General features: G+C 50.6%; 18 protein-coding genes. 6 read left to right on the top strand and 12 right to left on the bottom strand.

The genetic code is table 11. From position 1 onward, the window contains the following. Positions 1–357: 357 nt before the first annotated feature. The 6 genes from INP78_RS02635 to INP78_RS02610 all read right to left on the bottom strand — a co-directional run bounded on the left by INP78_RS02635 (position 358) and on the right by INP78_RS02610 (position 4448). Positions 358–1482 carry a YheT family hydrolase gene (locus INP78_RS02635; RefSeq protein WP_228522613.1) on the bottom strand — a complete coding sequence of 375 codons (1125 nt, stop codon included), beginning with the start codon at positions 1480–1482 and terminating at the stop codon, positions 358–360. After that, the gene (locus INP78_RS02630; protein ID WP_194740638.1) at positions 1482–1931 is read right to left on the bottom strand and encodes a cupin domain-containing protein; all 450 of its coding nucleotides are present in this window, start codon (positions 1929–1931) and stop codon (positions 1482–1484) included. The genes INP78_RS02635 and INP78_RS02630 overlap by 1 nt, the downstream gene beginning before the upstream one ends. After that, on the bottom strand, positions 1928–2488 hold the full coding sequence (locus tag INP78_RS02625; protein ID WP_194740637.1) for an RNA polymerase sigma factor: 561 nt from the start codon (positions 2486–2488) through the stop codon (positions 1928–1930). Before INP78_RS02625 ends, INP78_RS02630 begins: the two co-directional genes overlap by 4 nt. Positions 2489–2665: 177 nt before the next feature. Then, positions 2666–2959 (bottom strand): hypothetical protein, encoded by a 294-nt coding sequence (locus tag INP78_RS02620; protein WP_194740636.1) that lies wholly within the window; start codon positions 2957–2959, stop codon positions 2666–2668. Positions 2960–2982: 23 nt separating this feature from the next. Beyond that, positions 2983–3564, bottom strand: coding sequence for an RNA polymerase sigma factor (locus INP78_RS02615; protein ID WP_194740635.1), 582 nt, complete (start codon positions 3562–3564; stop codon positions 2983–2985). A gap of 74 nt (positions 3565–3638) precedes the next feature. After that, positions 3639–4448, bottom strand: coding sequence for an AraC family transcriptional regulator (locus tag INP78_RS02610; RefSeq protein WP_194740634.1), 810 nt, complete (start codon positions 4446–4448; stop codon positions 3639–3641). A 103-nt stretch (positions 4449–4551) separates the two neighbouring features. On the opposite strand from INP78_RS02610, the gene INP78_RS02605 reads away from it, so the two are divergent. After that, entirely contained in the window at positions 4552–5085 is a 534-nt protein-coding gene (locus INP78_RS02605; RefSeq protein WP_194740633.1) for a carboxymuconolactone decarboxylase family protein, read from the top strand. 56 nt (positions 5086–5141) lie between these two features. On the opposite strand, the gene INP78_RS02600 is transcribed toward INP78_RS02605, so the two are convergent. Continuing rightward, positions 5142–5891: an alpha/beta fold hydrolase gene (locus INP78_RS02600; RefSeq protein WP_194740632.1), complete on the bottom strand. Its 750-nt coding sequence runs from the start codon at positions 5889–5891 to the stop codon at positions 5142–5144. Positions 5892–6072: 181 nt separating this feature from the next. Between INP78_RS02600 and INP78_RS02595 the strand changes: the two genes are divergently transcribed. The 5 genes from INP78_RS02595 (at position 6073) to INP78_RS02575 (ending at position 11244) form a co-directional block, all read left to right on the top strand. Further along, positions 6073–6381 carry a BON domain-containing protein gene (locus INP78_RS02595; protein WP_194740631.1) on the top strand — a complete coding sequence of 103 codons (309 nt, stop codon included), beginning with the start codon at positions 6073–6075 and terminating at the stop codon, positions 6379–6381. Positions 6382–6541: 160 nt separating this feature from the next. Then, positions 6542–7993 carry a phage tail sheath C-terminal domain-containing protein gene (locus INP78_RS02590; protein ID WP_194740630.1) on the top strand — a complete coding sequence of 484 codons (1452 nt, stop codon included), beginning with the start codon at positions 6542–6544 and terminating at the stop codon, positions 7991–7993. 340 nt (positions 7994–8333) lie between these two features. Then, the gene (locus tag INP78_RS02585) at positions 8334–9641 is read left to right on the top strand and encodes a cyclopropane-fatty-acyl-phospholipid synthase family protein (RefSeq protein ID WP_194740629.1); all 1308 of its coding nucleotides are present in this window, start codon (positions 8334–8336) and stop codon (positions 9639–9641) included. Between the two features lie 16 nt (positions 9642–9657). After that, entirely contained in the window at positions 9658–10566 is a 909-nt protein-coding gene (locus tag INP78_RS02580) for a hypothetical protein (protein ID WP_228522612.1), read from the top strand. Positions 10567–10596: 30 nt separating this feature from the next. After that, positions 10597–11244 carry a response regulator transcription factor gene (locus INP78_RS02575; RefSeq protein WP_194740628.1) on the top strand — a complete coding sequence of 216 codons (648 nt, stop codon included), beginning with the start codon at positions 10597–10599 and terminating at the stop codon, positions 11242–11244. A gap of 94 nt (positions 11245–11338) precedes the next feature. Here INP78_RS02575 and pqqA read toward each other — a convergent pair whose 3' ends face one another. From pqqA to INP78_RS02550, 5 genes are all read right to left on the bottom strand, one after another. Next, the gene (gene pqqA, locus INP78_RS02570; RefSeq protein ID WP_081624291.1) at positions 11339–11410 is read right to left on the bottom strand and encodes a pyrroloquinoline quinone precursor peptide PqqA; all 72 of its coding nucleotides are present in this window, start codon (positions 11408–11410) and stop codon (positions 11339–11341) included. 100 nt (positions 11411–11510) lie between these two features. Then, positions 11511–12686, bottom strand: coding sequence for a Na+/H+ antiporter NhaA (gene nhaA / locus INP78_RS02565; RefSeq protein WP_194740627.1), 1176 nt, complete (start codon positions 12684–12686; stop codon positions 11511–11513). 26 nt (positions 12687–12712) lie between these two features. After that, positions 12713–13810, bottom strand: a complete 1098-nt coding sequence (locus INP78_RS02560; RefSeq protein WP_228522611.1) for a phospholipase A — start codon at positions 13808–13810, stop codon at positions 12713–12715. A 31-nt stretch (positions 13811–13841) separates the two neighbouring features. Next, positions 13842–14900: an aldo/keto reductase gene (locus INP78_RS02555; RefSeq protein ID WP_194740625.1), complete on the bottom strand. Its 1059-nt coding sequence runs from the start codon at positions 14898–14900 to the stop codon at positions 13842–13844. Next, a complete protein-coding gene (locus tag INP78_RS02550) occupies positions 14900–15475 on the bottom strand; it encodes a hypothetical protein (protein WP_194740624.1) in 576 nt (191 codons plus the stop codon). Before INP78_RS02550 ends, INP78_RS02555 begins: the two co-directional genes overlap by 1 nt. Between the last annotated feature and the right edge of the window lie 181 nt (positions 15476–15656).

The raw sequence follows: 15656 nt of genomic DNA, 5'->3' as shown, positions 1-15656 counted from the left end.
AGACTGAAACTAGCTTCATCCCAGCCTAGGCACACCACTAACGCTCCCAACAACAACCATCAAAAAACCGTTTTTATGTCCACTGACGAACGGCTTAATGTGACTACATTCAAAAAAAATATTTTCGCGTGACAAATTATCGCAACAACAAATTAACTGTAATAACGCACACAAATACGTTACTTATCCCGATGCTTACTTTGAAAGTGAAAACTTTTTTCGTAACACATATACGTAATGCATTTAAAAATGGATGCATTAAGAATGTGATTATTTAATTTAGATTTGATTAATCGTTAAGAAATGAGATCAAAGAAATGACCTCAGTAACAGGTGAGAGAGATGAGTGGTGGAAGGTTATTGATATAGAGAAGCGGGATGAAAATGAATGAGCGGATCCACAACAGCGTCTAATTGCAATTGCTCTATCGAATCGAAAAAACTGAATATGCGCCCTGCAAGCCATGGCGATGCTTTATCCCCACGCCCATAAAAGCCTGCATGCCCTCCCTCAGCTTGATAATCCAGATGAACCGTACTTGATACTTCTGCTTCTGAGGGTAAGCTTTCAAAGGGGACAAAAGGATCATTCTTGGCATTTAAAATGAGCGTCTCAGTTTGTATCGCTGGCAACCAGGGCTTGGAGGCGTTCACATCATAGTATTCGTCAGCACTCTTTGTACCAAACAACACCGAGGTCACCGCGTTATCCATCTCTTGAACCGTACTGACTGACTGGATACGTTTGGCATCCAAATGGTCAGGAAAGCGCTCTGCCATTTGCAACGCTTTTGGCTTCATCGTCGCGACAAAGTGTTTGCTGTATAACAGGTAATTAATGCCTGTATCAAGGCTGTGAGCCGTTTGTTTCAAATCGATGGGTGCTGAAATGGCAGCTGCCGCTTTGACCAGCCGACGCGCCTCATTCGGATATTGACCCAACCACTTTAAGAGTGCATTTCCTCCCAGTGAGACGCCTGCCGCATAGATAGCGCTTTCAGGGAGTTTTTGGTGAATGATTGAAATAAAGGTATTGATCTCTTCGGCATCCCCGGCATAGTACACACGGGGAAGTCGATTAGGCTCGCCTGAGCAGCCGCGAAAATGAACAACCAGGCCAAGCCATCCACGCTGCCTGGCAGAAGACATAATCATCCGCGCATAATGACTTTGAGAGCTGCCCTCCAAACCGTGGAATAACACCAAGACTGGTTTATTCTGCGCGTTATCCAAATGCTCTGGTGATTCGGTCCAATCGACATCTACAAAGTCCCCATCTGATAACTCCCACCGCTCCCGAACATATGATTGCTTTGCAGTTTGCGGGAAAAGCGAGGGAATGATCGTTTGCAGATGCCCACCAACTTGCCATATCGGCGCCTTAAAATCGTTTGTTGCCAAGCATGTTGAAGCAGAAAACATGAATGCCGCCATGGTCAGAATTAAATAAATCACTCTCATTGCTGTAGGCGGCTGGCGCATCAATAAGTCTTGATTAGAAGTGTGCAGCCGTTTTCAGTGCGGATTTCCTTATGATAGGTTCCCGCACCAGCAAAGTGATAATCCCCATTTTTACAGTGAATCCCGTCCAGCCACACCTCGCCATCAACCACAAACGTTTCTTCATTTTTTTGATGATCGTGATACGGAATGACCGTGTTTTGTTCTAACTTAAGCAGAAATGATTTGGCCTCGGCATCACTTTTCAATATCTTTATTTGAATCCCATGCTTGATTGATTTCCAGAGACCTTGCTCTGAAAATACAAAAAATTGCGCATCTCTGCTCTGTGAAACCCGTTGCATCAATTTCGTTTTGATATGGTTTTTCGTCTCGCGCTGAGGCTCCAGATCCGGTGTCGCCTCAAACAGCTCAAGAAATAAATCAAAATCCAATGATTCAGGTTTGTTGGTTGTGATCTCTTTATTCAAAACTGTTCACCTTTGAGTTTCTCTCTTAATGATTTTTGTGCCCGGTTAATCGTTGATTTCACGGATCCGAGCGGCATGTTCATCAACTGAGATATTTCCTGATGCGATAATCCGTAATAAAAAACATGATGTAAAAGCTGCCTTTGCAAGGGTTTAATTTCAGACAACGCTTTCACGACGGCCAGCGACTCCTGTTTGCCTTGCAGCTTATCGTCTGCTGACAAGTCTGTTGACTCTATCGCCCAATCGTAATTAATCACCATCTCAGGCACAGCATTGCGCTTTCTCACCGCATCAATGGCACGAGAACGGCAAATGATTAACATCCAGTTAAACAAGGGACACTTGTTGAAATCGTAGCGATAAATCTCTTGCCATACCTGGTAATAAGTATCCTCAACCACTTCTTCAGAAGTACTCGAATCTTTTGTAATCTTCAAAGCCAGACTATAGATCTTGCTAAAAGTAGCTTCATACAAATCGTTAAAAGCATCCTCATCCCTATCTATTATTCGAGCTATCAAATCCTCGATGTCATCTCTCACAATTTTTTCCAAATTTTATTTTGATATTTTAATTGCACCCAACATCAAGTACGACGAACAACTCCAATTGGATGCAGTTTAGAGAAATAAAAATAAGCTTATATGTGTGCCTGTGATAACCGCCGAATGAATTAATAACCATCCATCGCGCGGTTATCATGAGCACAATCAAGCGTTATACCATCGTCATTACTCCGTAAAACGACTGAATAAGCCACAACGCACTTTTTCTTGCTCATCTGCGCTCATGGCTTCGCCGCAGCAATGCCGGTGGTGATGGCCATGACGCCCGCGGAATCCACCAAAAAGAATTCTGCTCAGAATCAACAGCCCGACCGCATGGCAGTAATCAATCACGTGAATACCGTCAGCTAATGAAACCACCACATGGTTCCACAACAGCATCACCACATAAGATAACGCGGCAATGCAGACGACGGCTAACGCGGCAAAGGCAGCACATTTACTTTTACAACTTTTCATTGATTTCTCCAAAAATTCAGACATTAATAGGATGGGTCACTGGTTTGCAGTTGCTCTCTTAAAAAAGTCACGGCATACCTTTTTCTTGCTAATAAGGTGTTGAGCGCAACACCGCTTTCTGCGGCAATCTGCTTGAAGCTTTTGCCGTCTAGCTCGTGTGCGATAAACACTTGCCTTTGTTCACCTGGCAACTGATTGAGCGCGGCCACCACCTGCTCAATCAGCTGTTTTCTTTCATAGAGCGTGGCCGGTGTTTCATGCTCAATGGATAGGATGGAATCCAGCCAGAAGGCGTCTTCATCCTCTTGCGGGTCTAAGGCGACTTCCTGCTTTTGCTTTCTAAAGCGGTCAATAATGCGGTTTCTGGCGACACGGTATAACCACGCACCAACTTGTTCCAGCGGCTCTGGCAGGCGGTAAGCGGAGACAAACTCGTAAAACACATCCTGCAAAATATCCTCTGCATCACCGGCATTCGGGACGCTTTTGCGGATGAAATTCCGTAGCCTGGCCTTCTCTTTGTTGAAGGTGTCTGTGATCACAGAATCTTGCTGTGCCATATATTGCTGCGCTGTGAGTAAATTGTTTTCAAAATGCGTATCCATGCTGTGAAGACGTTTCACACATGGAAATATTGTATGAAGGCGGAAATATTTTTAAATGCGGATGGCGAAGCATGCTAACTCCACTCGGTTGGTGACACGCCTAGCCGTTTTGCAAACACGCGGCTAAACGCTGCAGTACTTTGGTAACCCACTTGCGTGGCGATGCTTTTAAGCGGTTTGCCCTGCCGGATCAGGTTTTGTGCAATCGACAGCCGCCAGTCGGTCAGGTAATCCAGCGGCGTGGTCCCTACCGTCATTTTGAAGTTGGCAGCAAACCTGGCGCGCGACATGCCGGACACATCCGCTAAGGTTTCCAACGTCCATGGATGAGATGGATGTTCATGCATGGCTTTGACGGCCAGCGCCAATCGCGGCTCAGCCAATGCGGCAAAAATACTTTGCTGTAATTGGCCGTGCTGAATCACATGCCGCAGAATCTGGATCAGGAAATATTCTGCCAGCCTATCCAGCGCGGGTTGCCGCCCCAAGTCTTGCGCAAAGGCTTCATGAAACAGTAGTTGCAAGGTGGGCGCGATTTGTAGCATGTCGCTTAAAGGCACAATCACATATTCTGGCAATGCAGTGGCCAACGGGCTGCGTACGTTCGCGCCCAAATTAATCATGGCACAAACCAATTCACACGGCTCACCCACTACGGGGTTTAACACGTGACTGGTCGGTTTAGGAAAAAACACCACGCTCGGTTGATCTATGTGCGCAATGCGTTTATCCCGAAACATCAGGTCTAGCTTTCCCGCCCGCAACAAATGAATATGCCCCACCGCGCCAGTGCCATCAAAGTTCACCACCTGGCAAAGATCCCCGGTAAAAAACACCTGGGCAGAGAGCGAGATTTGATTCAATAGCGGCAACAACGGGTCCAAACGAGACTCCTGATCAAAATAACGAGACCTTTAATAATCATGAGTATTGCATGATATCTCCAACGCACCAAGCGTTCCAATTAACCACACAAGGAGATTTATCATGGCACGTATTCAAACGATTAACCGTCAAACCGCTAGCGCAGAAATCAATGCCACTCTGGATGCTGTGAAAGCCAAAATGGGCAAAGTGCCTAATTTGATTGCCACATTGGCACAGGCCCCTGTGGCCTTAAATGCTTATCTGAGTTTGAGTGAAGCGGCGAGCAAAGGCCGCTTAAGCGCAAAACAAAGCGAGTCACTGGCTTTAGCGATTGGCCAGGCCAATAGTTGCCAGTATTGCTTGTCTGCCCATAGCCTGATTGCAAAAGGCGCCGGACTGAATAGCGAGGCCATTCAGTCGGCACGCCAAGCCAGTGCAGAAGATGCGCTGACTGATGCCTTGCTCAAACTGGCCGTCAAGATTGTGCAACAGCGCGGGTTACTCTCGGATGAAGATTTTGCTGAGGCTTATTTGGCAGGGGTGGATGATGGCATGGTGTTAGAAGTGATTACCAGCGTGGCGTTAAACACCTTGACCAACTACACCAACCATATCGCACAGACGGACATTGATTTCCCAGTCGTGACTTTATAAATGAGGCAATTCAGGCCACCAGCGCGTGGCCTGATTGTTTGTGAATCAAGCCTAAATTAAGCCAGAAAAGCTTCTAGCGCCTGTATAAACAATTGTGGCTGCTCAGCATGCACCCAATGGTCCGTGGGCAAGCTAACAAACTCAGCCTGGGTGAAATGTCGCTGCAGTTCGGCAATGTCACTTGCTTGCACATAATCACTGCGCTCGCCGCGAATAAATAAACTGGGCTGCTCAAAATGGACGGCAATCGCTGCTATCAATGTCGCGTAATTGGCTTTAAGCGCTGGCAAATTAATCCGCCACTGTAACTGCGCTTCGTTCTTGACCAGATTAGTGAGTAAAAACTGCCGTACCCTTAGATTAGGAATTGCATCCTTTAAAGCGTTATCTACCTCATTACGCGATGCCATCTGGCTGAGATCCACTGCCAGCATGTGATCCATCAGTTGTGTGTATCTATCAGGATAAGCGCGCATCGCCATATCGACCACAATAAGTTTGTTCACTCTGTCGGGATATTGCGTGGCAAATTGCATGGCGACTTTGCCGCCGAGGGAATGGCCGAGCAGATGCACTTGCGACAGACCGAGTGCATCCAGCACCGCTAATAAATCATCAGCCATGTCCGGGTAGGTTTGCGTATCACTATGCGGCGAGCGGCCATGATTGCGTAAATCGACGCTAATGACCTGGTAATGCTGTGAAAAGTGCTTGGCAATGCTGCCCCAGTTATCTGCTGAACCGAATAGTCCGTGTAGTAAAACGAGTGGTTGGCCCTGGCCCAAGATTTGAGTGTGTAATTGCATGCTTGGTATGAAAAATGAACTTAGCGCTATGGTATAACAATGTGGCGACCTTATACGGAGCGCGTGTAGGAAATCCCACGTCAGCCATGTCTTACGCAAGTATCAGAATGCGCTGGATGCCTAAGCTTGGGTGTTTTTTTAATAATGAAACCTCGTTAAATTAACTCAACAAGGAATCATCATGAAAAACACATTCAAATCTCTTTTGTTAGTCAGTGCGTTGACATTGCCTATGGCTGGCTTTGCAGCGGATGGTGACTCCATTGGCACCAAGGTTGAAGACACGGTGATCACCGCTAAAGTGAAAACCGCGTTTGCCAAAGATAAAGCCGTGAGTGCAACGGACATTAAAGTGGAAACCGATAGCAATGGCCTGGTACAGTTGTCCGGTGTGGTGAAGTCAAAGGCTGAAGCTGACAAAGCGGTGCTGTTAGCTAAAAATGTGAAAGGCGTGACTGCGGTGAAAGACGATATTGTGGTTGCACAATAAGTGTTTTACACATGACCTTGCCCATAGGAATCAGCGTGATTCCTATGGGCAGTTTTACGTTACAGCGCCCGCTCGCCCCATCTCCCCTGCTGCACTAAACAGCCTATAATGGCTTGACCACTGTTGTGATCACACATTGCCACCTTCGGGGACACCATTCATGCCTGTTTACCAAACACCCGGCGTTTATATTGAAGAAACGAGCAAGCTACCGCCCAGCATTCCAGCCCTGGAAACAGCGATTCCGGCATTCATCGGCCATACCGAAAAAGCGGATAAGCAAGGTGAATCACTGGCACGCGTCCCCACACGCATCAACTCATTACTGGACTTTGAACATTTGTTTGGCGGCGCAGCCAAGTCGCCGGTGACACTGTGGCTGGATGCGCAGCAGCAAGTCATTGACGCCACCGTGGATCACCCTTTTTACCTCTATGACAGCGTGCGGCTATTTTTCGCCAATGGCGGCGGCCCATGTGTGATTGTCTCCGTGGGCAATTACAGTGAGCAGGTCACAGCAACCACATTGGCAGCCGGATTGAATGCCTTGGAGAAAGACCCGCTGCCAACGCTAATCGCCATGCCTGAGGCTGCCCTGTGTCGCGAACCCCATACGCTGGAGGCCACTGCATTGGCGCAATGCGCGCAGGTGCAAAACCGCTTTGCGCTGTTTGATCTGCGCTTACAAAATAATACAGCCGACTTTGCTGTTGAAGCAGCGCGCTTCAGGCAAAGTTTGGGCATGGCGCACCTGAAATACGGCGCAGCCTATGGGCCGTGGCTGGTTGCCAGCCTGGCAAGAACCACTGACTTTAACCAATTAGTGTTTAAACGTAAAAGTGATGGCAGCGTGGTGAGCGCAGAGCAGCTGACCCAGGACCAGCAGTTGCTGGCACTGATTGCGGAAATACGCGCTACCGGGCTAGCTGAGGTAACGCCTGAATCCCAGGCACAATTAGCGTTGCTCAACCAGAAGTTATATGCGCAGTATGTGCTCGCCAAGCAATGGATAGATGCAGCGAATATCGCCTTGAATACCTTGCCCGCCAGCGGTGCCATCGCGGGAGTCTATGCCGCAGTTGACCGTGACCGTGGCGTCTGGAAAGCGCCTGCCAATACATCGCTGAACCAGGTTATGCGGCCATTATTTAACCTCAACAGCGCACAGCAACAGACTTACAACGTGGATGTAGATGCTGGCAAATCGATTAATATCATCCGCAAATTTACGGGCAAAGGTACGCAGATATGGGGCGCGAGAACGCTGGCGGGGAACGACAATGAGTGGCGCTATATTCCTGTGCGGCGCTTGTTTAGCTGGGTAGAAGCCTCTGTTAACCAAGGCTTGCAGCAGATGGTTTTTGAGCCTAATGACGCCAACACCTGGGTGCGTGTTCAAGCCATGATCGAAAACTTTTTAATCCTGCTGTGGCGGCAAGGCGGTTTACAGGGCAGCAAACCGGAGCAGGCGTTTTTTGTGAACATCGGCCTGGGCAACACCATGACGGCAAACGATATTGCGCAAGGCAGGCTGCTGGTAGAAATGGGCATGGCAGTCGTGCGGCCAGCAGAGTTCATTATTCTGAAGATCGCGCAAAAACAAGCCATTTAAGCCTTGCAACGGCAAAAAAGCAGCAGGCTAAAGCCTAGCGTAGGTTTCATATTGCTCTCTTAATAGTAAGCGCACTTGATTGGTCTAATGACCCAAGCCATGACGAACACAAAAAGATCAGCACCCATGTCATCACGGCGGAAGCTGCTGTAAGTATTGCAGCGCCTCCCCGCCAGATGTCAGACTGGTCTGACAAGACAATCAGCCAGCACCCGATACTTGATCCCCCGCTTCATTTTTACACTCTAGGCAGATGACAGTGATTCATCAGGGCCGCGCATTAGCCGTTGCGGGCGCCCATTAGAAATCTGTTTTATTGTATTTTGAGCAGGAGTTTGCCATGAGTAGCTATCCCGTCAACGCGTTAGACCATCTGCGACCATTAATGACAGATCCAGGCTGGCAACAAGCGCAGCCCATTCCTCAGGATGATGGGGAAACCACTCAGGTACGCTTGATCTTGAACAAGTTGTTTCAGACGTTTACAGGCACATTTGCCGTACGCTTGTGGAATGGCAACACCCTGCACATAGGCACCGGCAGCCCGGCATTTACCGTATGCCTTGAACAGGCCTCGGTGTTGCGCGACATGGTGTTATTCAGTGATCCTCACCGCCTGGCAGAGGCTTATGTGGCTGGTGATATCCAGATTCAGGGGGACTTTCATGCGGCAATGCAGCTACAGGATTACTTTGTCTCGCTATCCCTGCCATTGCATGAAAAACTGGGGCTGATATTCCGCGCCTTGACGCTGGCCAGTCACCAGGCAAGCCAGTACGCCCACAGCACGCAGATACCCCAGGCGAGCACGCCAGCACAATCCCGGTCAGAAAATACGCTCAGGCTTGATTACAATGCACCCGACGACTTCTACCAGCTATGGTTAGGTGAGCATAGGCTGCATGCCTGCGCTTACTTTACAGGGCAGTCCTCATCTTTGGCCGAGGCACAGCAGACCCAATTGGACAAAATCTGCCAGGCTTTACGGTTACAGCACGGCAACACCCTGTTGGACATTGATTGTGGCCGGGGTGGGCTGGCATGCTGGGCCGCTAAACACTATGGTGTGTTTGTGCATGGCATCACGACCCGCCCGGATGAATACGCCTATGCAACCCGACAAGTGCAAGCGCAGGGACTGAGCCACCTGATCAAGATCGAGCTCGCAGATATCAGCAACCTGCCCGCCACCAGTCAATATGACAAAGCAGTGAACATTAGCATGCACAGTCACGTTGGCAGTCAGCAACTGCCGGGCTGGTTAGCCACAGTACATGCCTTGCTGAAACCTGGTGGTGTGTTTCTGAGTCATGCCATCAGCAGCGAAAGTGCAGCCTGGCAGCAAGCGAATAGCCGGGATTTCATCAACCGCCATCTGTCCCCACAGGCTAGCCTGACCACTTTTTCCCAGCGATTGCAGCACATGGATAATGCCAAATTTGACGTGTTTAAAGTAGAAGGATTGCAGCGGCATTATGTGCTGACCCTGCGCCAGTGGCTGGCGGCGCTGGAGACTCACCACACCGCGGCAGCGGCCCTGGTGGGCGAACGCACGTACCGTCTCTGGCGCTTGTATATGACGGCGAATGTTATCCAGTTTGAGCAAGGGGTGACTGGCATACACCAGATACTTGCCACTCGCAGATAATAATCAGGAGCCCACCATGCCATATACTTTCATGCCCCTCCTCCAGCGACGCATCATCGCGACCTCGCTATGCATGCTAGCCTTAAGTGGTTGCTCGCAGCCAACAACACCTCCCGCCTCTACCAGCATGCGCGTCCACGCAGAGGCAATTGCCAAGACTGACTGGTTTCCGACCTCGCAGGCAGCAGAAACACTGCCTTGGCCAGACGGCAAAACATCTACTGCGCCCACGCTAGCCTCACCACAAGGTACACATGTAGTCGCCTTTGCCCATGACTTACATCATCCACGCTGGTTATATGCCTTGCCCAATGGCGACATCCTGGTCGCTGAAGCATTGCCACAGCCCCACAGTGAGACGTTTAGCCTTAAACAATGGATTAGCCACCAATGGGCGCCCGACGCAGCGGCATCATCAGATAGGCGGCACCAGATCACCTTGTTGCGCGATGACGATGGGGATGGCATCGCCGACCAGCGGCATGTGTTTATCAAAGACATCCCGGCCCCTGCAGGCATCGCACTCATCGATGACGCTCTCTATGTAGCCAGTGCCAATCGCCTGCTGAAGTTTGCTTATCAGCCCGGGCAAATAGCCATCACGCAAGCACCTGAAGCGGTGAATCCAACCATGCTGGCATCACCTAGGGCACCAGACAAATCAGAGTCACAGAAACTAAGCCCGCAACCAATACCGGGGACGCCGATGGATATCCTGGCCAACCTGATCAACACAACCAGCCTGGCCACAGAAGAGAGTGTGTCAGCAGGACGACCTGTCACTGATGTCACGGCCACTGGGGTCAAGGTGACCGGGCTGGCGACCACTGTGCTACGGGATAAAAATGGTCATTTACTGGTCGCAGATGATGCCGGCAATGCTATCTGGCAAGTGAAAGCTAACCGAAAAGTCGCACAGAAATAGTCAATACAAATACGCATCGGGATCAATGCCATGAAAAACGTTTTGTTAATCTATGGTCACCCGCTCAGTCATCGCGCCCTGAAGGCGCTGCTGGATGCTGAACATGCACTACACCTGGGTGACGAAACCGGCTGTGCCTGCGAGGCGATTTTAAAAATCCGCCAGCAACCATTTGACGCGGTGATCCTCGATGTGTCGTCCGCGCAAAGCAATGGCCTGGAAACCTTTTGCGACCTCAGGCAAGCCTGCCCGGATGCACCTATCCTGATTATCAATGGCAGTACGCAGGCTGATCGCATGCATCACTTCATGCAATTAGGCTGCGCAGGTTATTTGGCCTATACCGCGGGCAGAGACCACGTGCTGCCAGCTATCCAGGCCATCGCACGCGGGCAGCGCTATGTCATCCCGTCACTACAGACACAGGCAACCAGCAAGCCCATGTTGCACGAACGCCTGTCACTACGCGAACTGCAAGTGTTTTTCAAACTGATTAAAGGCCAGGCCGTCAATGCCGTCGCCACCGAGCTGAACATCGCCCCTGGCTCGGTCAGCGTATTTCGCGCCAAAATCCTCAAAAAGATGAATGCTCCTAACAATGCGGCGCTGATCCACTATGCCATGACACATGCACTGATGACACATGCACTGATCCCGGTCACGGGGCGGCCACAGTGAGCGCTGGCTGAGTGAATGTAGGAATAATGAAAGCTGCAGAAACAACAAACCCGGCACTAGACCGGGTTTATTTGTATGCAAGTTAACGCTTCAATTACTTGTTCATGACGTACATAGTCACTTCAAAGCCAAAACGCATTTCAGTAGCAGCTGGTTTAGTCCACATGATAGTCTCCTTGGTTAAGTTGTTGCATCTCGTTAGAAACAACTATACGCAGACAAGCCATTAAATGCTTGCGCAGCATCCGTAAAAGTACCTCATGATTTTACTTAGCGGATGCGTCGCTGGCGTGGCCCTGACTGAGCACCACACTTAGCCATACCCAACCCGCCAGACCGGAAAGCAGCGACCCAGTGAGTATCGCCATTTTGGACAGGTTGATCGCATCCGCCATCTCGCTAAACGCCAGGTTGGTGATAAAAATCGACATGGTAAAGCCGATGCCACCCAGCATGCCGGCGCCAATCACATGCGCCAAGCGCAAAGGCGCATGCAGTTTGCACACACCTGCCACCACTGCGGCCAACACAGCCAGCGTGATGCCCAGCGGTTTACCCAGCAGCAAACCGAGAATAATGCCCAGGCTATTATGGTGAGAAAAAACGGTGTCCAGGCTGTTTGCCGCGATATGCACGCCGGTGTTGGCAAAGGCAAACACTGGCAGAATCAAGAACGCCACCGGCAAGTGTAAAGCGTGTTCCAATTGATGCGAAGGCGAATGGTCATTCTCCGGCTGGCGGTTGAAGGGGATGGCAAACGCCAAGGCGATGCCCGCCAGCGTGGCATGCACGCCGGACTGCAACGTCAGCCACCACATGCATGCGCCGCCTAACAGATAGGGAAGCATGCTGAGCACGCGCCAGCGGTTAAGCGCGAACAGCAAGGTCAATATTGCTAAAGCACCTAGCAAATGTGGCCACGAAATAGACGCCGTATAAAACACGGCGATCATGATGGCCGCACCCAGGTCATCAATGACGGCAAAGGCCACCAGAAACACCTTGAGCGGGGCTGGCACGCGTTTGCCCAATAGCGACAACACCCCCAGGGCAAACGCAATATCTGTCGCCATCGGGATGCCGACGCCTGCCTGGTAAGCAGTCCCCTGGTTGAATTGCCAGAAAATCAGGGCGGGGACTATCATGCCCCCCATCGCCGCAATGGTCGGCAACAAGGCATTATTCACGCTGGATAATTCTCCCACATACAACTCGCGCTTCAGCTCCAGGCCAATCAGCAAAAAGAAGATCGCCATCAGGCCATCATTGACCCACTCTTCGAGGCTGAGACCCAACACATGCTGATGCCAGAAATGATGATAGTGCTCAGCCAAGGCGCTATTGGCAATCACAAGCGCCAGGATAGTCACCAGCAACAGCAGAATGCTACTGGCTTGCTCTGAAGCCAAAAATCGTTGAAAAGTAAGGGTTAAGGGACGCATATCGTAAAAATTGATTTTTTAATGAGTTATTCACCAATGGCAAAGCCGATGCCAAACATGGTTTGTGCCTGATTATAATCCAGTAACGAAACCCCGTAACCGCTGGCCAGCATGGCATAAAAACGCACACTTTCACTTTTGAGCGGTTTGTACTGCACATCAAACTTCACATAGCCCCTGTTATCGCTACGCATATTATTGCGTACAGTCACACTGGCGGCGGTGGTATTGGCTTCATTATCCCAACGCAAAATCGCATCGCCATAGCCCATATATTTGCTGATATCCGGGTTATCGTTATCCGACTTGCTTTCGGGGATGCGCCACCATGGCCGCACCAGCAGGCTATAGCGCTCATTGAGCTGCCAGCCACCTTGCACATACAGGCGGTTCCAGCTACGTGACAGCGGCTGCGAGCGGCCATTGGATTCATGCACCAGCCCGAGATTGAGCATATCCGGCATGGCGTTGAGCCAACTGCTTTCTTCTGCAGGCTTGTTTAAGCCTAACGATAAAATCAACTCGGGCGAGTAATTGTGGTCACGCATGGGGCGCGACTGCTGCTCGTTATACACCTGCCAGTAAGACTGCTGCGTATAAGCACCCCACAGCCGCGCACTTTGTACCCACTGGTTTTTAGGTAGCCAATCCGACAGGTTCATCAACTGCGTTTTCAGGCTGATCTGGAAATGCAGGTCATTATGGCCCAGGCCCCGGTCTTGCGTATTGGGTCGCGAGGGCGAGGTTGGGGTATCGTTAGGATTATTAGAGTACGAGGTCACCAGGTAATTAAGTTGATGCGTTTCGAGGTCGGTAAAATGCAATTCGTCCTGGCTGTTTAAATGCCATTTACGCGACAGGTAGCCGGTATCGGCGCCCACGCTTTTCACTAATTCTTGCTGGCTAGGCGCCAAGATTGGCGGCACGACACGTGAGGGCGTATATTGCTCGGCCACTTTATCAAAACAAACCAGTCGACGGCTGGCATCTTCGGCAAACTCGGTTTGGCAGGTACGCAAGGCATCTTGCATCTCCTGCATGCCTGCTGCCTGCACTTGGCCGCTTAATAGAATGACAAAAAGAATAAAGCTGCGCAACACAATATTGCGCAGTGTGTGAAGCATGCACATACGGATTCCCTTCTGAAGCACCTGATCAGGGCGCTGGATTCATCATGGTCAGATGCTGTTGCTCAATCGCGTTTAATACGTCATCACTCAGGTGCACCTGATAGGCGGCAACATTTTCTTGCAGCTGGTCCATGCTGGTCGCACCAATAATCGTCGTGCCTACAAACCAGCGGTGATACACAAAACTCAGCGCAAGTTGGGTAGGTGTCAGCCCATGCGCACGCGCCAACTCGGCATAGGCTTTGGCCGCCGCTGGCACACCCGGCTTTTTATAGCGTTGGGCATAGCCTAAAAACAGCGTCACACGGCCAGGCGTGGCCGGGTCATCTACATATTTACCAGTCAAATGCCCAAACGCCAGCGGTGAATAAGCTGCCAGGCTGATTCGCTCGCGGTACAGCACTTCGGCCATGCCGAACTCCATGCCGCGGTTCATCAGGTTATAGCAGTTTTGCAGCACGGCAATACGCGGCAAACCTTGCTCGCGGGCGAGTCGCAAAAACTCCATCACGCCCCACGGCTGTTCGTTGCTCACACCAATCGCACGTACCTTGCCTTCTTTGATCAACTCATCCAACACTTCGAGCTGGGTTTGAATCGGCACCCAGTTGATGGGCTGGCCATTGGCATCGCATTCGGCGCGCGGATCAAACTGGTATTGGCCAAACATGGGCACATTGCGCTCAGGCCAATGCAGATAGAGCACATCCAGGTAGTCGGTTTGTAAACGCGTCAGGCTATCGTGCACTGCCTGGCGGATATTGGCTCTGTCCATGCCGCTAGGGCCGCCGCGTATCCACTGCATGCCGCGTCTGGGGCCTGCCACCTTGCTGGCCAAGACAAACTGGTCGCGTGCCTGTTTTTTAATCCAGTGGCCGAGTATGGTTTCGGTCTGCGTCACGGTTTCTGCACGCGGCGGCACCGGATACATCTCGGCGGTATCGATAAAGTTAATGCCTTGCGAGCGGGCAAAGTCCAGCTGATTTTCGGCGTCTTGCTGGGTATTCTGGTCACCAAAGGTCATGGTGCCCAGCGTGATTTTGGAGACACGAATGCCGCTGTCCCCGAGGGTGGTGTAATCCATTAATGTAATACCTGTTTTTCTGTGGGTACCTGCATTACGATGCTGGAAACCGCTTCTGGTTCCTTTTCCTGATGCACGGGCAATGTCCAGCCTGCGTCCTGGCTGGCAACCATCAACATACGACTGATGGCCAGCACCAGTGGGTGATTTAAACTCATATTGACGTTCATGCCGTTGGCGCACACCAGTTGCATATGATTCAACTGGTCGTTCACCGACACAAAGCGCGTATCCACCACCAATAACTCCTGCTCACTCACCGCTGACGATCGTTGCTGGTAAGCGGTGCCAAAGTCCAAGTTCTCTAACTGATGCACAGCCTCAGCTTCTTCTTCAAACTGGCGCGTGGCCTCAGTGGGCGATTGTGCTACAGGCAGCGGCGCCGCATTTCCCAATGCCAAGGCAGACACCGGCAAATGCGCCTCACGGTTAAGCACTTTAAACATCTGGCGCGCGACACGGTAAGTCAGCCACACGCGGATCTCCTGCGACTGGCTGACAGCAGCCTTCATCAGCAAGCGGTCTTGTTGCTGGTCATAAGCGAGATTGATCTGTTGTATCGATTGTTGTTGCATAAGTAGATGAATAAAAAAGCGTTCCTGACTAGCATACCGCAGTTGTCACGCTGCTACCTAACACTATCCTCTGCCGGATATTTAAAGCATGATAAAGATACACTCCGATACAAAACCGCTACCATCCACAAGGATACATTTGCGTATGCTTTTGTCTGAGAAAGTAAGAAGCACGCAATGG

The organism is Methylophilus sp. 14 (assembly GCF_015354345.1).
Classification (GTDB): Bacteria; Pseudomonadota; Gammaproteobacteria; order Burkholderiales; family Methylophilaceae; genus Methylophilus.
The sequence above is the reverse complement of the archived record's forward strand: the minus strand, read 5'-3'. Positions and strand labels throughout refer to the sequence as shown.